Source organism: Flavobacterium sp. ST-158, from assembly GCF_058309975.1.
In genome coordinates, this window is the sequence record NZ_JBZEEN010000008.1 from 79,215 (window position 1) to 97,692 (window position 18,478).

General features: G+C 33.2%; 20 protein-coding genes and 1 pseudogene. 19 read left to right on the forward strand and 2 right to left on the reverse strand.

The genetic code is table 11. From position 1 onward, the window contains the following. Positions 1–53: 53 nt before the first annotated feature. The 14 genes and pseudogenes from AC4FRF_RS12910 (at position 54) to AC4FRF_RS12975 (ending at position 11,245) form a co-directional block, all read left to right on the forward strand. On the forward strand, positions 54–506 hold the full coding sequence (locus AC4FRF_RS12910; protein WP_491159968.1) for a MarR family winged helix-turn-helix transcriptional regulator: 453 nt from the start codon (positions 54–56) through the stop codon (positions 504–506). Positions 507–519: 13 nt separating this feature from the next. Beyond that, positions 520–1,152, forward strand: a complete 633-nt coding sequence (locus AC4FRF_RS12915) for an NAD(P)H-dependent oxidoreductase (RefSeq protein WP_491159969.1) — start codon at positions 520–522, stop codon at positions 1,150–1,152. A 28-nt stretch (positions 1,153–1,180) separates the two neighbouring features. Next, positions 1,181–1,747, forward strand: coding sequence for a YceI family protein (locus tag AC4FRF_RS12920; protein ID WP_491159970.1), 567 nt, complete (start codon positions 1,181–1,183; stop codon positions 1,745–1,747). 315 nt (positions 1,748–2,062) lie between these two features. After that, positions 2,063–3,463 (forward strand): anthranilate synthase component I family protein, encoded by a 1,401-nt coding sequence (locus AC4FRF_RS12925; protein WP_491159971.1) that lies wholly within the window; start codon positions 2,063–2,065, stop codon positions 3,461–3,463. 92 nt (positions 3,464–3,555) lie between these two features. Beyond that, a complete protein-coding gene (locus AC4FRF_RS12930; RefSeq protein ID WP_491159972.1) occupies positions 3,556–4,122 on the forward strand; it encodes an anthranilate synthase component II in 567 nt (188 codons plus the stop codon). A gap of 61 nt (positions 4,123–4,183) precedes the next feature. Further along, positions 4,184–5,176, forward strand: a complete 993-nt coding sequence (gene trpD / locus AC4FRF_RS12935; protein WP_491159973.1) for an anthranilate phosphoribosyltransferase — start codon at positions 4,184–4,186, stop codon at positions 5,174–5,176. 34 nt (positions 5,177–5,210) lie between these two features. Then, the gene (locus AC4FRF_RS12940) at positions 5,211–5,579 is read left to right on the forward strand and encodes a four helix bundle protein (RefSeq protein WP_491159974.1); all 369 of its coding nucleotides are present in this window, start codon (positions 5,211–5,213) and stop codon (positions 5,577–5,579) included. A 58-nt stretch (positions 5,580–5,637) separates the two neighbouring features. After that, the gene (gene trpC, locus AC4FRF_RS12945; RefSeq protein ID WP_491159975.1) at positions 5,638–6,417 is read left to right on the forward strand and encodes an indole-3-glycerol phosphate synthase TrpC; all 780 of its coding nucleotides are present in this window, start codon (positions 5,638–5,640) and stop codon (positions 6,415–6,417) included. A gap of 155 nt (positions 6,418–6,572) precedes the next feature. Further along, a pseudogene (locus tag AC4FRF_RS12950) lies at positions 6,573–7,160 on the forward strand (phosphoribosylanthranilate isomerase); the annotation flags it as partial. 39 nt (positions 7,161–7,199) lie between these two features. After that, positions 7,200–8,381 carry a tryptophan synthase subunit beta gene (gene trpB / locus AC4FRF_RS12955; protein ID WP_491160093.1) on the forward strand — a complete coding sequence of 394 codons (1,182 nt, stop codon included), beginning with the start codon at positions 7,200–7,202 and terminating at the stop codon, positions 8,379–8,381. A 132-nt stretch (positions 8,382–8,513) separates the two neighbouring features. Next, positions 8,514–8,834, forward strand: a complete 321-nt coding sequence (locus tag AC4FRF_RS12960; protein WP_491159976.1) for a gamma-glutamylcyclotransferase family protein — start codon at positions 8,514–8,516, stop codon at positions 8,832–8,834. 136 nt (positions 8,835–8,970) lie between these two features. Next, positions 8,971–9,732: a tryptophan synthase subunit alpha gene (gene trpA, locus AC4FRF_RS12965; protein ID WP_491159977.1), complete on the forward strand. Its 762-nt coding sequence runs from the start codon at positions 8,971–8,973 to the stop codon at positions 9,730–9,732. A gap of 249 nt (positions 9,733–9,981) precedes the next feature. Beyond that, positions 9,982–10,530 carry a hypothetical protein gene (locus AC4FRF_RS12970; RefSeq protein WP_491159978.1) on the forward strand — a complete coding sequence of 183 codons (549 nt, stop codon included), beginning with the start codon at positions 9,982–9,984 and terminating at the stop codon, positions 10,528–10,530. Positions 10,531–10,678: 148 nt separating this feature from the next. Further along, positions 10,679–11,245 carry a hypothetical protein gene (locus AC4FRF_RS12975; protein ID WP_491159979.1) on the forward strand — a complete coding sequence of 189 codons (567 nt, stop codon included), beginning with the start codon at positions 10,679–10,681 and terminating at the stop codon, positions 11,243–11,245. Positions 11,246–11,460: 215 nt separating this feature from the next. Here the strand turns inward: AC4FRF_RS12975 and AC4FRF_RS12980 are convergent, their stop codons facing one another. Then, entirely contained in the window at positions 11,461–11,742 is a 282-nt protein-coding gene (locus tag AC4FRF_RS12980) for a hypothetical protein (RefSeq protein WP_491159980.1), read from the reverse strand. Between the two features lie 280 nt (positions 11,743–12,022). Between AC4FRF_RS12980 and AC4FRF_RS12985 the strand changes: the two genes are divergently transcribed. Then, entirely contained in the window at positions 12,023–12,751 is a 729-nt protein-coding gene (locus AC4FRF_RS12985; protein WP_491159981.1) for a sulfite exporter TauE/SafE family protein, read from the forward strand. Between the two features lie 74 nt (positions 12,752–12,825). Here the strand turns inward: AC4FRF_RS12985 and AC4FRF_RS12990 are convergent, their stop codons facing one another. Next, positions 12,826–13,380 (reverse strand): DUF4494 domain-containing protein, encoded by a 555-nt coding sequence (locus AC4FRF_RS12990; protein WP_491159982.1) that lies wholly within the window; start codon positions 13,378–13,380, stop codon positions 12,826–12,828. A gap of 424 nt (positions 13,381–13,804) precedes the next feature. Between AC4FRF_RS12990 and AC4FRF_RS12995 the strand changes: the two genes are divergently transcribed. The 4 genes from AC4FRF_RS12995 to AC4FRF_RS13010 are packed head-to-tail and all read left to right on the forward strand — an operon-like array spanning position 13,805 to position 18,435. Beyond that, positions 13,805–14,431 (forward strand): TetR/AcrR family transcriptional regulator, encoded by a 627-nt coding sequence (locus tag AC4FRF_RS12995; protein WP_491159983.1) that lies wholly within the window; start codon positions 13,805–13,807, stop codon positions 14,429–14,431. Next, entirely contained in the window at positions 14,421–15,761 is a 1,341-nt protein-coding gene (locus AC4FRF_RS13000) for a TolC family protein (RefSeq protein ID WP_491159984.1), read from the forward strand. The genes AC4FRF_RS12995 and AC4FRF_RS13000 overlap by 11 nt, the downstream gene beginning before the upstream one ends. A 12-nt stretch (positions 15,762–15,773) precedes the next feature. Beyond that, on the forward strand, positions 15,774–16,853 hold the full coding sequence (locus AC4FRF_RS13005) for an HlyD family secretion protein (RefSeq protein WP_491159985.1): 1,080 nt from the start codon (positions 15,774–15,776) through the stop codon (positions 16,851–16,853). Between the two features lies 1 nt (position 16,854). Beyond that, positions 16,855–18,435, forward strand: a complete 1,581-nt coding sequence (locus AC4FRF_RS13010) for an MDR family MFS transporter (protein WP_491159986.1) — start codon at positions 16,855–16,857, stop codon at positions 18,433–18,435. Positions 18,436–18,478: the final 43 nt, after the last annotated feature.

Below are 18,478 nucleotides of genomic sequence, written 5' to 3' on the forward strand. Positions count from 1 at the left end.
ATACAAATAAAAAAAGTGTTATATTTGTACCAACAAACAAAAACAGTATTGGAATGAAAATTGAAGATGAAATAAAAAGTACCGTTGAGTTAAACCTTTCTAAAAAAATTATTCTCAATATCATGTATACCCAGAATATTTTAACTGAAAAGTTTAATGAAGTTTTAAAGCCGTATGATTTGTCAGGTGAACAATATAATGTATTACGGATTCTAAGAGGACAAAAAGGAAATCCTGCTAATATGTGTGTTATTCAAGAACGAATGATTGCTAAAACCAGCAATACAACAAGACTAGTAGACAAATTATTATTGAAAGAATTCGTTACTCGGAATGTATGTCCTGATAACCGTAGAAAAATAGAAGTACTTATTACACAAAAAGGATTGGATGTGTTAGCCGAATTAGACCCTAAAGTAATTGAACACGAAAACGCTTTGACAAACAATTTGACTACCGAAGAATTAGAACAATTAAACAATTTATTAGAAAAATACAGAAATTAACAATAGAAATATCATGAGCAATTTTTTAGAAAACCAAAATTGGAGATACGCAACAAAGAAATTTGATGCTACAAAAAAAATATCAAAAGAAGATTTAAAAACATTAAAAGAAGCTATCCGCTTGAGTTCATCTTCTTATGGATTACAACCTTACAAAGTAATTATTATTGAAAATCCAGAATTAAGAGCTAAAATCCAACCCGCTGCTTGGGGACAATCTCAAATTGTAGAAGCTTCACATCTTATCGTCTTTGCAAATCAAACCCAATTAGAAGAGCAAGATATAGACAATTATGTTACTAATATTAGTCTTACTAGAAACATTCCTGTAGATTCACTTACCGGATATTCTGACTTCATGAAGTCTAAAATCCTAACACTATCAAATGATACAAAAAACATTTGGACTGCTAAACAAACTTATTTGGCTTTAGGAAACTTATTGAATGCTGCTGCCGAATTAAAAATTGACGTTACACCTATGGAAGGTTTTGTTCCTGAACAAGTAAACGAAATTTTAGGACTAGGAAAATTAGGTTTAAACACTTCACTTATTGCAACTTTAGGATACAGACATGAAGAAGATGCAACCCAACATTATGCAAAAGTGAGAAAATCAGAAGAAGAATTATTTATTACACTATAATTATCAATTAAAATCAAATTAAAACAAAATGAAAAATTTAAAATCAATAGCATTAGCTTTAGTAGTAGTTTTATCTACAGCAGTAGCATCAGCTCAAACAGTAAAAGTAAACGCTGCTGCAAGTTCAATTAACTGGTTGTCTAAAAAAGTTGGTGGACAACACGCAGGTACAGTAAACCTAAAAGACGGAGCACTTGTATTTAAAGGAAAAAAATTAGTAGGTGGAACATTTACTGCCGATATGACTTCACTTACCGCTACAGATCTTACAGGTGAATACTTAGGGAAATTAAACGGACACTTGAAATCAGACGATTTCTTTGCTACTGAAAAATTCCCAACTTCAACTTTAGTTTTCAAAAAAATCGGTGCAAAAGCAAAAGACGTTTACACTGTAACTGCTGATTTAACTATCAAAGGAATTACTAAACCAGTTACTTTTGACATTGCTGTAAACGGAAAAACTGCTACAACAAAATTCAATGTAGACAGAACTAAATATGACATTAAATACAATTCAGCTAGCATTTTCAGCGCAATTGGAGACAAAGCTATCGATGACGAATTTGAATTAACAGTAGCGTTAAAATTCTAATCAAATACTCATTTTACTTTAGAAAGCCTCAACAATCTTTTGTTGGGGTTTCTTTTTTCTATAAAAATAGTATAACAATTAATATTGATTTTTTTATTTTTAAGTATTTGAAAATTAAAATTACATTCCTATATTTGCAATATGAAAACAATTACAAATAATACTTGGTGGTGGAACAATTTACGTCAATAGTCGTGAACTAAGCTCCTATGGTATTATTATCTATAAATATAAAAGGCTTGTCATCACGACAGGCCTTTTTTTTATGCCAAACGAATTACAAACAAATGCTTACAAATTTTAAATTTATTCCCATTGAAACAATTTAAACTAAATACAAAATTCAAGCAAATACTAGCTGACACGATTACTCCTGTTAGTGTGTATTTTAAAATAAGAGATAGATTTCCAAATAGTTTATTACTGGAAAGTAGTGATTATCACGGAAATGATAACAGTTTTTCTTACATCTGCTGCAACCCTATTGCTTCTATAAAAATTGAAAACGAAACGATTGTCAAACAATTTCCTGACGGAACTTCCGAAACCAGTGCTATCGATGCTAAAACGAATATTCCTGAAGTAATTCAGCAATTCTCAGGTCAATTCAAATCAGAGAAAAACAATTTCAAGTTCATCAATAATGGATTATTTGGTTACATTTCGTATGATGCTGTACGTTATTTTGAAAAGGTAACTATCGCTAAAAAAGATGAAGAAACCACAATTCCTGATGTGTATTATGCAGTTTACCAAAATATCATTGCCATCAATCATTTTAAAAATGAGGCTTATATTTTCTGTCACAGTGTAGACGACACAAATAACATTTCAGAAATTGAGCAGTTGATGCAATCTAGAAATATTCCTTCTTATAAATTTTCACGAGATGGCGAAGGGAAATCCAATTTAACTGATGAAGAATTCAAACACAATGTAGCCTTAGCTAAAAAACATTGTCACCGAGGAGATGTGTTCCAATTGGTTCTTTCTAGACGTTTTACCCAAGGTTTTAAAGGAGACGAATTCAACGTGTATCGCGCTTTAAGAAGCATCAACCCATCCCCTTACCTATTCTTTTTTGATTATGGTGATTTCAAAATATTTGGTTCTTCACCGGAAGCTCAAATTATTGTAAAAAATAGAAAAGCCGAAATTCACCCTATTGCTGGTACCTTCAAAAGAACTGGTGATGACGAAAAAGATGCTGTTTTAGCCAAACAATTATCTGAAGATAAAAAAGAAAACAGCGAACACGTAATGCTAGTAGATTTGGCTCGAAATGACTTAAGCCGTCATGGACATAATGTAAATGTGGAGCGTTACAGAGAAGTTCAATTCTTTTCTCACGTTATCCACTTGGTATCAAAAGTTACCGGACATTTACATGACAATGCGACCGCAATGCAGGTTGTTGCCGATACCTTCCCTGCCGGAACCCTGAGTGGAGCTCCAAAGCACAGAGCCATGCAATTAATTGAAGATTATGAAAAAACAAATCGTAATTTCTACGGTGGAGCCATCGGTTTTATGGATTTTGAAGGCAACTTTAATCACGCCATTATGATTCGTACTTTCCTGAGTAAAAACCACCAATTGCATTCACAAGCGGGCGCCGGAATTGTGGCCAGTTCAGATGAAGAAAGTGAAATGCAGGAAGTATACAACAAATTGAGAGCTTTAAATACAGCTTTAGATTTAGCAGAAACTATTTAAAATAATTTAAAGATTTAATAATTTAAGAATTTAAAGATTGACCACTATGCTAATTTTTCAATCTTTTAATCTTTTAATTTTTCAATGAAAAAATGAAGAAAATACTAGTTATAGATAATTACGATAGTTTCACTTACAATTTAGTGCATTATCTTGAAGATTTGAATTGTGAGGTTACGGTATACAGAAATGACGAATTTGAATTAGACGAAATTGCTCATTTTGATAAAATCCTTTTGTCACCAGGTCCTGGAATTCCTGATGAAGCAGGTTTGTTAAAACCAGTTATTGAAAAATATGGTCCTACTAAAAGCATTTTTGGAGTTTGCCTTGGTCAACAAGCCATTGGCGAAGTTTACGGCGGAACACTTTCTAACTTAGATAAAGTGTATCACGGAGTAGCAACCAACGTAAAAACAGTGGTTGACGACGAACTTTTATTCCAAGGTTTAGACAAAGAATTCGAAGTCGGTCGTTACCATTCATGGGTAGTTGATGCTACTTTGCCAGAAAGTTTAGAAGCTACTTCTTTTGACGAAAACGGTCAGGTGATGTCTTTGCGTCATAAAACTTATGATGTTCGCGGAGTACAGTTTCATCCAGAAAGTGTATTGACTCCTAATGGAAAGAAAATGCTTGAAAACTGGGTAAATTCATAATATTCAGTTAATAAAAAACTTAGAACCGTAGTTACTTAGATTCTTAGCAACTTAAAAAAAAATGAAAAACATATTAAATAGATTAATCAATAACGAATTGCTTTCTAAAGAAGAAGCTAAAAACGTATTGGTTAACATTTCTAACGGAGACTATAACACCAGCCAGATAGCCGCTTTTTTAACCGTATACATGATGCGAAGCATTAGTATTGACGAATTAGCTGGTTTTAGAGAGGCGCTTCAGGAACTGTGTGTTCGTATTGATTTATCCGATTACAACACCATTGATTTAGTAGGAACCGGAGGAGATGGAAAAGATACTTTTAATATCTCTACTTTGGCTTCTTTCATCACAGCCGGAGCAGGAATTAAAGTAACCAAACACGGAAATTATGGTGTTTCTTCAATTACAGGTTCCAGTAATGTAATGGAAAGTTTAGGAATAAAATTCAGTAACGACTCTGATTTCTTGAAGAAATGTGTGGATCAGGCTGGAATTTGTATTCTTCACGCTCCACTATTCCATCCTGCCATGAAAAATGTGGGACCTATTCGAAAAGAACTAGGAGTAAGAACTATTTTCAATATTTTAGGTCCAATGATTAATCCATCATTCCCTAAAAACCAATTGTTAGGCGTTTTTAATCTGGAATTGGCTCGTATGTATGCGTATCTTTATCAAAATACGGATAGTAACTTTACCATCGTACACGCCTTAGATGGTTATGATGAAGTTTCGCTAACGGGAGCTACCAAAGTAATTACGCATAGTACAGAAGGAATGCTAAATCCTGAAGATTTCGGAGTTAATATAATCAAACAAAGTGAAATTGAAGGTGGAAGCACCGTTGCAGAATCTGCTCAAATGTTCCTGAATATTATTTCCGGAAAAGGTACTGAAGCACAAAACAATGTGGTTTGTGCCAATGCTGCTATGGCAATTGCTACCGTAACAGGATGCACGCCATTAGAAGGTTTTGAACAAGCTAAAGAAAGCTTATTCTCCGGAAAAGGATTAACAGCTTTGAAAAAATTACAAGAGTTAAGTTTTTAATTGAAAGATTTAATGATTTAAAAATTGAAAGATTATGACAAAATCATTTGAAGAAGTTGAAGTTTACCAAAAGGGAATTCAATTAGCTAAATTGATTTTTAAATTATTAGAAAATAAATCTTTCGAAAAAGAATTCAGTTTTAAAGATCAAATTAAAAGAGCAGTCATTTCAATTACGAATAATATTGCAGAAGGTTCTGAATATAATAATAACAAGCAATTAATACGTTATCTCAAAATTTCTAAAGGCAGTTGTGCAGAAGTTAGAAGTATGCTAGTTTTAGCTAGAGAATTAGAATTAATATCACAATTAGAAATTGAAAAAAGTTATAATTTAAGCGTTGAGATTTCTCAAAACTTATCCAACTTTATAAAATATTTAAACACTAAAATTAAAGAGTAATTTGTTACACATCACAAATTTTTCAATCTTTAAATTTTTCAATCTTTAAATTAAATAAATGAACATATTAGATAAAATAATCTTTGACAAAAAAAGAGAAGTCATTCTTAAAAAATCAATCATTCCGGTTTCACAATTGGAAGCTTCGGTTTTCTTTGAGAAAGAGACTATTTCTTTAAGCAACAATTTGCGAAATAGCAATTCTGGAATTATTGCCGAACACAAACGCCGTTCTCCTTCTAAAGCTGAAATCAATTATGGTTTTACGGTAGAAGAAGTTGTAAAAGGTTATGAAAATGCAGGAGCTTGCGGGATTTCGGTCTTGACGGACGGAAAATATTTTGGTGGTTCGCTGGACGATTTATTGTTGGCTAGAGCTTCTGTGAATATTCCACTGTTGCGAAAAGAATTCATCGTTGATGAATACCAAATCTTAGAAGCCAAAGCCTATGGGGCCGATTTAATTTTGCTAATCGCAGCGGTTTTAACGCGTGAGGAAATCAAATCCTTGTCTGAATTTGCTAAAAGCTTAGGATTAGAAGTTTTATTAGAAGTCCACAATCAGGAAGAATTGGAAAAATCCATCATGCCTACATTGGATATGATTGGGGTAAACAACAGAAACCTAAAAACATTCGAAGTAAGTCTGGATTTCAGCAAGCAATTAGCCGACTTAATTCCGAATGAATTTGTAAAAGTTTCCGAAAGTGGCATCAGTTCAGTTGAAGCTATTAACGAACTAAAACCATACGGTTATAAAGGTTTCCTTATTGGTGAAAACTTTATGAAAACCGACAATGCTGGTAAAGCAGCCACTGAATTTATTAAAAAGCTATAATCCCCCTAGCCCCCGAAGGGGGAACTCCAATTTTAAGGAAATAAAAAATGGGGAATGATTTACTATTACAAAATAAAATGGAAAATACCAACAAACATAACACAACGACTCCTTTCTCTTCGGTGAGGGCTGGGGTGGGGATTAAAATCTGTGGCATGAAATATCCCGACAATATACTCGAAGTAGGCGCGCTCCTACCCGATTATATGGGATTTATTTTCTGGGAAAGATCGGCTCGTTATTTTGATGGTGTTATCCCTGAGTTGCCAAAATCGATTAAAAAAACAGGGGTTTTTGTCAACGAAACAATCGAAAACATCCTTGCAAAAGTACAACAACACGATTTGCAGGCAGTTCAGTTACACGGCAAGGAATCTGTAGATTTTTGTTTAAATTTGAAAACTGAATTTCAGCATTTAAAACTTGCTTCTATCGAAATCATAAAAGTATTTTCGGTAGCCGATGATTTTGATTTCTCTGTTTTAGCAGCTTTTGAAAATGCCTGCGATTATTTTCTTTTTGACACCAAAGGAAAATTACCCGGAGGAAACGGAACTACATTTGACTGGAAAGTATTGGAAAAATACCCATCAAAGAAACCGTTTTTCTTAAGCGGAGGCATTGGACCTGATGAAATAGATGCTGTTAATGAAATACTAAAAACCAATTTGCCCGTTTATGCTATTGATGTAAACAGTAAATTTGAAAAAGAACCAGGATTAAAAAACGTACAATTATGTAAAGATGCGTTGCAACGCATTACTACCAATAAAACATATAAAATGTCATACAACGTTGATGAAAAAGGCTATTATGGCCAGTTTGGAGGAGCATACATTCCTGAAATGTTATATCCTAATGTAGAGGAATTACGCCAACAATATTTAAAAATCATGGCCGAACCTGGTTTTAAAGCTGAGTTTGACCAATTGCTAAAAGATTATGTAGGACGTCCTAGTCCACTGTATTTTGCCAAACGCCTTTCTGAAAAATACAACACTAAAATCTACTTAAAAAGAGAAGATTTAAATCATACAGGAGCACACAAAATCAACAATACTATTGGACAGATTTTAGTAGCTAAAAAACTAGGTAAAAAACGTATCATTGCCGAAACCGGCGCCGGACAACACGGTGTAGCAACTGCGACCGTTTGTGCTTTAATGGGATTAGAATGCATCGTGTATATGGGCGAAATTGACATTGCACGTCAGGCGCCAAACGTTGCCCGTATGAAAATGCTTGGCGCAACAGTTCGTGCAGCCCTTTCAGGTTCCAGAACACTAAAAGACGCCACTAACGAGGCTATTCGCGACTGGATTAACAATCCAGTGGACACCCATTATATCATTGGTTCTGCCATTGGACCTCATCCTTATCCGGATATGGTAACACGTTTTCAAAGTGTTATTTCTGAGGAAATCAAATGGCAACTAAAAGAAAAAGAAGGACGTGAAAACCCTGATTATGTTGTAGCATGTATTGGTGGTGGTAGTAACGCTGCAGGTACTTTTTACCACTTTTTACACGAACCCGAAGTAGGAATCATTGCGGTAGAAGCTGCTGGAAAAGGAATCAATTCCGGACACAGTGCTGCCACAAGCAAATTAGGGAAAGTAGGTATCATCCACGGTTGCAAAACCTTGTTGATGCAAACTCCCGATGGTCAAATCACCGAGCCTTATTCTATTTCGGCAGGTTTAGATTATCCAGGTGTGGGACCTATGCACGCGCATTTAGCCGAAACTGGTCGCGCTGAGTTTTTCTCTGTGACCGATGATGACGCTATGAATGCCGGTCTGGAACTTTGTAAACTAGAAGGAATTATTCCAGCCATTGAATCTTCACACGCATTAGCGGTCTTGAACGATAAAAAGTTCAAACCCGAAGATGTTGTTGTTATTTGCCTTTCAGGTCGAGGCGATAAAGATTTAAACAACTATATCGAATATTTTAAATTTTAATAGGGCGTTACCCCGATAAAAAAAATCGGGGGTCGGGCTGTACGTTCCCGCTTCCCGATAAAAAATCGGGAGAGCTCCACTGCCATCCCTAACGCAAAACATAACCAAAGTTCAATTTTCAAAACAGCACAAATGGAAAAATTATTCGCTTACGGAACCTTAAAAGACAAAGACATTCAAGAAAATATTTTTGGACGTTCGCTAAAAGGAACCCCAGATAGATTAGTCGGATTTGTAATTAACTATATCGAAATTGAAGAAGAATTTGGAATAGAAAAATATCCTATCATTACGGCTACTGAAAATACCGCAGACATTGTAGAAGGAATTGTATATGATATTACCGAAGAAGACGTACATCTTGCTGACACCTACGAAGGTTTGCACTACAAACGCATCGAAGTAACCTTAGAATCTCTGCAAACTGCTTGGGCGTATATTGTTACCAATTAAAAAAATTAAACACAAAGTTACCCCAATATTGTCATTCCGACGAAGGAGGAAACTCCGCTAGCTGAATAACTATATGAGATTCCTCCTTCGTCGGAATGACAAACTGGATGGATTTTAGGGGTTTAAAAAAAATACAATGAACAGAATCGAACAAAAATTACAAGAAGACAAAAAGATACTTTCTATCTATTTTTCGGCTGGATATCCTAATCTAAACGATACGGTACAAATTATTCAGGACTTAGAAAAAAATGGAGTTGACTTAATTGAAATTGGCTTGCCTTTCAGCGATCCATTGGCCGATGGACCAACCATTCAAGCGAGTTCTACCACTGCTTTGCATAACGGAATGACGACTCAAATTTTGTTTAACCAACTGAAAGATATTCGCAAAACGGTTACTATTCCCTTAATCATTATGGGGTATTTCAACCCAATGTTACAATATGGTGTAGAAGCCTTTTGTCAAAAATGTGCCGAAATTGGTATTGATGGATTAATCATTCCGGATTTGCCTGTTGATGTTTATGCTGAACAATACAAAGCTACTTTTGACAAATACGGCTTGATCAATGTGTTCTTGATAACTCCACAAACATCTGACGAGCGCATTCGTTTTATAGACAGCGTTTCCAGCGGATTTATCTATATGGTAAGCTCGGCAAGTGTTACAGGCTCTTCAGCAGGTTTTGGAAGCACACAGGAAGATTATTTCAAACGTATTGCTGATTTGAATTTAAAAAACCCACAAATCGTAGGATTCGGAATCAACAATGCGGAAACTTTTAATCAAGCTACGCAATATGCTAAAGGTGCTATTATTGGTAGTGCTTTCATCAAACATTTATCAGAAGAAGGCAGCGGAAAAATTGCTGATTTTGTAAAAGCAATTCGATAGTTTATTTCTGAATTAAAAATTTATTTTACCGCAGATTCGCAGATTAAAAATTTGTGAATTTGCGGTATTTTTTTTCTTGATATTACTTACTTTAAAATATTTGAAAGATTATTTTTATATATTTAACAACACTATAAAGTGTAACTTCTGTGAGACTTATACACCCAAAATGGGGTTCATATGTCTGACTACGTCATTAGTATATAATTACGATATTACCAATGTTTACGCTTAAAAACCTACTTAAATATGGAAAATATCCAATTAATTTTAACTAGTACTTTTGTATCTGGAATAGTTTCAGCACTTGTTTCATATATCATCTCTATTAAACTCAAAAAACTCGATTTCAAAAATGAGTATTATAAAGAAATACTAAAGAAAAGACTAGTTGCCTATCAATATATAGAAAGTCAAATAGCAGTTCTTAAAACAGTTGTTTTGGATGAAAGTGATAATAAACCTTATCATATGATGTTTTCTTATAGCGATGTTGAATTTTTCGATTTTCAGAAAAATATGGTTATGGCTATTAGTTATAGTTTGTGGATAGATGATGAAACAACGCAGAATTTAGAAAAGTTAAACGAACTTTTTTACAATTTAAATATAAAAACTGCTGGAAAATCTAATGCTGAATTAATAGATTTGGGTAAAAAACATTATCAACATATTTCTGATTTAAGATTTGAATTAGAAAATTCAACAAAAAGAGGACTATATAATTTACACAATATTGGAAAAGCATTTAAGACAAAGAAAACAAATACAAAAAGAAATATTCGTGAATTAAAGTAACCTCGCAGAACACACGTCTGTAGCCATTTGCGAATTTAGTTGAACTACCGTTTTAATTCTTATTTTTGTTCAACTAAAATACTCCTCTTCGTTAGTCGCAAACTGCTACAGGTGGGGGAAACGTTATACCCAATTATAAAACCACATAATGTTAATTGAAAATAAGGGAATAAAGAATGAGACTTTTTACTTACCACCGTTCGACTTGAACGTTGGAGAAATTGTTGTTGTGCATTTATTCAATGGAAAGCATTTTTACCAAACTGAAATGTTCCTAAAAGATATTTTTAGCGGAAAAATAAAGGATGAAAATTTTGTGGTTCATAAAAGCTTGACATTCGTAGAGCATTTTATTGAACCGAAACTTAGACGACTTTTTTATCCCGTGACAGTTGGAGAATACTTAAAAAAGAATGCAAATTTTGATAGTCCATATGCAACAAAAATTTATGAAATTAACTGGATAAATAAAAACACAAAAGTCAATACACTTTCTGGTAATCCAAGACGTCTATTAAGTTTATATGCAACACTCTCCAAAACAAACAACATTGTGTTTGACATAGTTGGACAAGACCCAAAAGGTGCTGAAGAAACGTATGAAATTATTAAGAAGGTTGTAAAAAATGGTGGTTCAGCAATTCTACTTGATTCTTTTCAAGATATGAAAAATGACTGCACAAAATATATTGAACTGCAATGGACAAAAGAATAACTGGGAATAATACAATGGGCTAATAAACCTCAACTGGTGCTCAATTGCATCAAGTACCTATTTATATAAATAGACAAATCGTAGCGTTTGCAACGCGGCTCAGTAACAAAACCAATAAAAAACGGCGCAACCTCCTTGGAGACTTGCGCCGTTTTTTATGCTTTATTGCATCATATTAAAGTTTTTAATCAATTAACCATCTCATGATTGAAAGACTAAAACAACTTGTATATTCTATTAATTGGGATTACCACCCCTTGTTTTAAAACAACATTTTTATCCGTAACTGCCCACACAGTGGTGTTTACAATTTTTTTAGATTCGTTGTCTTCAAAGAAAATTTTAATTTTTGAATGTTCTAAATTTCCTAATGCTAAAGCTCTATTAATTTCGCTTATTCTGGTTTTAATTTCGCTATCATCGTCCAAAACATCTGTTGCTGGAAACTTTAGAGAAGTGATATCTTCTTTCTCAATGATTGTGAATTCTTCTGTCATAATTCTAAAAATTTAATTAATACTAACTAATTATTGAAGCCAAAAAAGAAAGGCTAATTCCTTTATCAGCCCAATAAAAAGTACTACTATAAATTTAAAAACTATCTTTTTTTTAAATGCCAATATTTTATTAATTTTTAAGGCAAATTAGAACAATATCAAACCGTAACTTCTCTATTAAAGTAGGCTTCTGTAGATAAAAAACTCCTTCCAGATAAAAAACAAATTAGGTATGTATTTTTAGTGTATTTTTACATAACACAGCTAGACAAACTTATCCGTGGAAAATTTAGCTTTATTTATACTATTAGCCTTATTAGCTGAAATCCTTGGCACTGTTGGTGGTTTTGGGTCTTCATTGTTTTTTGTACCTATAGCCAGTTATTTTTTAGATTTTCATTCTGTTTTAGGCATTACAGCACTCTTTCACGTATCTAGCAATCTTACTAAAATAGCTTTTTTTAGAAAAGGCTTCGATAAAAAATTACTATTAACCATTGGTGTTCCGGCAGTTCTATTTGTCATTGTAGGTGCATTTATTGGAAAATACATTGCAACAAACATCCTTGAAATTGCACTTGCGGTATTTCTGATTCTTATAAGTTTAATCTTTTTATTATTTAAAAATATAGTTATTAAACCCACAATATCTAATTCTCTCGCAGGTGGAACACTATCAGGATTAATTGCGGGTTTGCTAGGAACAGGTGGAGCAATACGCGGAATGACATTAGCTGCTTACAATCTTAAAATGGAAGTATTTATAGCTACTTCGGCTATTATTGATTTGGCCATTGACTCCAGTAGAAGCATTGTGTATACTTATAATGGTTATGTACATCAACATGATTTGTACCTTATTCCCATTTTGCTTCTAGTAAGTATTGCTGGAACATACATTGGAAAAAAAATTCTAAACCATATTTCAGAACAACAGTTCAAATCTATTGTTTTAGTATTGATATTAATTACAGGAATCGTAACGCTTTGGAAAGTGATTTTTAACTAAATAAAAAATCGCAAATTAATTTTCATTTTTGAAATTCTAATTTGCGATTTTTATGCTTTAGGGTGTAGCTACAATTATTCTGAAGCCATCTCTTCTTCAGTTGCAAATTCCATGTGATCTTCCATTTCAGCAACTACTTCTGGTTTTGAAGCTTTAAGCGTATTAAATCGTTCTAACTGTTCTAATTCGTTTTCATCGCCACTAAAATAAGGAAATACGTCTAAAACAGCCGATTCTGAAATAGCAGGAATGGTATAATCACCCATGGTACCTTTCATGGTTTGAACAGTATTATCATAAGCTTCTTTTACATCATTAGCTTGAACTAGAAAATACATATTTGTTTTGCGTTCCTTACCACTCTCTTCGTCATAAGCCAATAGAGAAATTTTAGATTTAAACCATCTATCGGCATTTTCAAAAGGATGAATTTCGGCATAATTAGCTACTTTAATATTAGCAATTTTGAACTCTTCGCTCACATAAGCCTTCATCTCTTCGTTAATTCTACTTTCGGCTTCGGTAAAAGAAATGGCGTCAACCAAATAAATTTCACCTACCATTTTTTGATTTCCGGTTTCATCCGTTTTTCTATATTTTACTTTGCATTCGTACCAAATTGCGCTCATAATTTCTTTTTTTAAGGATGCCAAAGATAGATTTTAGAGCAAAAATAAATGCCCTCTTTTAAAAATAGATATTCACAATTTTGAATTCTAAAAACTACAGCTTTCACAATGAAGTATTTAGCATTAATTAGATTAAACAACCTAATTAATTTAACAAGATCAATATCCGAAAAAATAGAAACAAGATTCTTTTTCTGTGATTTTGCATTCCAAATGAACAACTCATGTTTTCAAAATGTTTCTAAATCGTGCTTTTTTAATTAATCAAAAAGCAATAAAAAACACATTAAAGTCAACAATTTCAAACACTTAAAAACAAAATCGACATTAACCACACACGTTAATATTGTGTTAAATAAAAATTAAACAGCTGTTTAATTTAAACAGTTGTTTAATTTTGTACTGTAATTAAAAACACATTCAAGTGAAAACTGATTTTAATGAAAAACAAATCCAAATTCTTCTAATAGCAGAAACTCTTTTTGCTGAAAATGGATTTGAAGGAACTTCGATTAGAACTATAGCTAAAGCAGCCCAAATTAATGTGGCAATGGTTTCCTATTATTTTGGTTCGAAAGAAAAATTACTGGAAGCTTTAATCATCTATCGCACTTCTGATTTAAAAATTCAAATGGAAAACTTATCCGTTGAAGACTTAGATCCTATTGAAAAAATTGACAAGTTAATTGAACTTTACATCAACCGTATTAGATGCAATAAAGGCATTTATCGAATCTTACATTTCGAATTTTCATCAGAAGATCATGAAGACAAATTAAAAGTCTTAAATGAGGTAAGAGATCGGAATTTAAAATCACTAGAAACAATTATTCATGAAGGACAAGAAAAAGGAATTTTTAGAAAAGATGTAATCATTCCACTAATTCCAACCACAATAATGGGTACATTTTTTCACTTCAACATGAATAAAGCCTACTTCAAAAAACTTTTGGCTCTAGAAACTGACGATCAATTCGATAATTATATTCAAACAAAATTTAAAACGCATATTCAACAAACAATCAAAGCACTTCTAATTTATGAAAGCTAATCAATTAATACTCTTTGGGATTTTATTTTTAGGAATAACTTCCGTAGAAGCTCAGCAAAAAAAGAGTTTATCACTCGATGAAGCCATCCACATGGCTTGGGAGAAGAGCAATGAAGTAAACTTAGCCGATGCGAAAGTATCTACTAAAAAATACGAATTGCAGTCGGTTAAAAACCATACCTATCCGGATTTGAAAGCTTCGGCTCAATACCAACGTTTGACCAAAGCCAATATAGACATGAAAAGCAACAGCTCTAGTAGCGATGATAGCGGTTCGGATTCTAAAGCTCCTAATGTAGATCAATTGGTTCTAGGACAAATCAATGCAAGCTTACCCATTTTCTCGGGTTTTAAATTGCATAACAGCATCAAGGTTTCAGATAATTTACTTCAAGCTGAAACAGCTAATGCTTTGCAAACCAAAGAAGAAACAGCAATGAAAGTAATTAACTATTATGTATCCTTATATAAAGCTCAAAAAACAGTTGAATTACTAAAAGAAAATTACAAAAGCGCACAACAACGTGTAAGTGATTTTACGGAATTGGAAAAAAATGAAATTGTTCCTAAAAACGATTTACTAAAAACACAATTACAACTTTCTAAAGTGCAGTTATCTTTAGACCAGGCCAATAGCGATTTGAATGTGGTTAATTACGAATTAGCCAATTTATTAAAGCTTGATCCTAAAACTACAATTGAAGTTAAAGAAAGTGATTTTACCACGTTTGACATGAGCAACATTCCAATGGATGAAAATCCGGCATTAGAAAACCGTAAGGATTTAGAAGCAATGCGCTATCAGGAAAAAGCAAGTTTGGCTAATATAAAAGTAGCTCGTAGTGGCTACTATCCTTCACTTTCTCTAGTAGGTGGTTATACAACATTAGACATTAAAAATGTAATCAATGTTCAAAACGCAATGAATTTTGGTATTGGACTATCGTATAACTTAAGTAACATTTTTAAAAATGGAACGGAAGTAAAAGTAGCAAAAAGCAAAGCTGCTGAAATCCAAAATTCTGAAATGATGCTTACCGATTACATTAAAATTCAAGTTCAAAAAGCATTAGAAGATTATGATTTATCAGTAAAACAAAATATAGTCTACACTCAAGCTTTAGAACAGGCTACTGAAAATTATAGAATTATAAAAGACAAATACGACAATGGCTTATCGGACACTAATGACTTATTAGAAGCCGATGTAGAGCAATTGAGTGCTAAAATTAATAAGGCAGTGGCTAAAGCCAATGTTACTCAAAAATATTACAGCTTGTTATCTGTAACAGGACAATTAAACCAAACTTTCAAACTTTCTAAAATATAATCGATACCTAAAATGGAAAAGAAAAAAACAAACAAAAAATTTATCGCTATAATAGGTAGTTTAGTACTATTAGGCGTTGTATATGGCTCATACAAATACATCCACTCATTATCCCATGAGGGAACTGATGATGCTCAGATAGAAAAATACATGACTCCAATTATTCCTCGTGTTTCTGGTTATGTTAGTAAGGTGTACATAAAAGACAATGATTTTGTAAAAAAAGGAGATACATTATTTACCATTGACAAAAAAGATTACGAATTAAAAATTGATGAAGCTGCAGCAGCGTTGGCAGCAGCCGAAGGAAATTTTGAAGTATCAAAAGCTGATATTAGTAGTATTTTAGCAAGCGTATCGGTATCGGATGCTAATGTAAAATCGGCAACTGGAAACATCCAATCGGCTAAAATTAAATTAGGTTTAGCAACAAATGATTACAATCGTTACAGCAATTTGTATAAAAACCATACAATTACTAAACAGCAATACGAGCAAGCTTTAGCTGCTAAACAAGAAGCCGAAAATCAAGTACGTATTTTACAACAACAAGAAAAAGCTTCTGCTTTTCAAAAATCGGTTACTCAAGCTAAATCGGTAGTTTCAGACAAACAAATTGATGTAGCATCTGCTAATATTAAAAAAGCACAGGCTTTATTAGAATCGGCTAAATTAAACTTAAGCTACACTGTTATTACTGCTGCTATAGACGGACAAGTTTCTAAAATTGATATTCAGCCAGGACAATTGGTACAACCAGGGCAATCTTTGTTTTATATCATCAACAACAATGAGGCTTGGGTCATTGCTAACTTTAAAGAAACACAGCTAAACAAAATGGTAGCAGGGCAAAAAGTAGCTTTAAAAGTAGATGCTTATCCTGATTATGAATTTTCCGGAACCGTAACTTCATTTTCACCAGCTACAGGCTCTCGTTTTTCAATCTTACCTCCTGATAATGCAACAGGAAACTTTGTGAAAACGATTCAACGTTTACCGGTAAAAATTAGTATTGATTCATCAAATGATATTGAAAAAGTAAAACTATTACGTCCAGGAATGAATGTGGATGTAGATGTACATATAAAATAATATGGTACTAGCAGACGACGATTTAGTAGAATATGGCTTTAGAAGGGTAATCATAACAATTACAGCAGTACTTTGTGCTTTGCTTGAAATTGTAGATACCACTATTGTCAATGTGGCTTTGACCAACATGAGGGGAAGCCTAGGAGCCACATTAACAGATGTTGCTTGGGTAATTACTGCCTATGCAATTGCAAATGTTATTGTAATCCCAATGACAAGCTGGCTTTCGCAACAATTTGGAAGACGTAATTATTTTGCTGTTTCGATTATCCTATTTACGGTTTCTTCTTTCTTGTGCGGAAATGCAACAAATATTTGGGAATTAGTAGCCTTTCGATTTGTTCAAGGTTTAGGAGGTGGTGCTTTGCTGGTAACAGCACAAACCATTATAACCGAAAGTTATCCTATTGCAAAACGTGGAATGGCGCAAGCTATTTACGGTATGGGTGTAATTGTAGGTCCTACATTGGGTCCGCCTTTAGGAGGTTATTTAGTAGATAATTTTTCTTGGCCTTATATTTTTTACATCAATATTCCATTAGGGATTATTGCTACAATTTTGACTCTTAGCTTTGTGAGAAGTCCAAAATATGGAGAAAAATTAAAATCAAATCAGGTCGATTGGTATGGAATTATACTTTTAGCCACCTTTATTGGTTCTTTACAGTTTGTTTTAGAACATGGTCAACAAGATGATTGGTTCAATGATAATTTGATTGTAGGACTGAGTATTGTATCCTTTTTTGGATTAATTCTTTTTATTTGGAGACAATTAGTATACAAATACCCAATTGTGAACTTGGGTGTATTAAAAGATGGAAATCTACGAATTGGTACTGTTTTGAGTTTTATTATGGGATTTGGATTATACGGTTCTACGTTGATTATCCCTATCTACACCCAATCTATTTTGGGATGGACAGCAACGGATGCCGGATTACTCCTAATTCCAGGATCGATTACAACAGCCATCATGATGCCTTTTGTGGGGAAAATGATTCAAAAAGGTGTGCCGCAAGGTTACATGGTAGCAGTAGGCTTCCTAATATTCTTTATTTTCACCATGACCATGTATTTCAACATGACTCCAGACACTGGTGTGGAACACATGTATTGGCCATTAATCTTGAGAGGAATTGGTTTAGGATTGTTATTCGTCCCTATTACCACTTTATCACTATCCACTCTTAAAGGAAAAAACATTGGTGAAGGAGCTGCTTTTACAGGAATGATGAGACAATTAGGTGGTTCATTTGGTATTGCCATTATTACCACGTTTATCACTCGATTATCTCAAAGTCATCGTGTAGATTTAGTTCGAAATTTAGATGCTAGTAGATTCGAGGTACAGCAAAGAATTTCTCAATTGCAACATGGATTTATGGCTAAAGGGTACTCTATAAACGAAGCGCTCAAAAAAGCATACGAAGTACTCGATTTTTCTGTCATGAAACAAAGTACAGTACTCGCTTATATGGATATTTTTATGTACTTAGGATTATTGTTTTTATGTTGTATTCCTATTATTTTATTTATCAAAAAAGGGAACAACAAAATAAATCCTGCCGATGCTATGCACTAATTGACAAGACATATTTTAGAATTTAGATTTATCAAAAAAATCC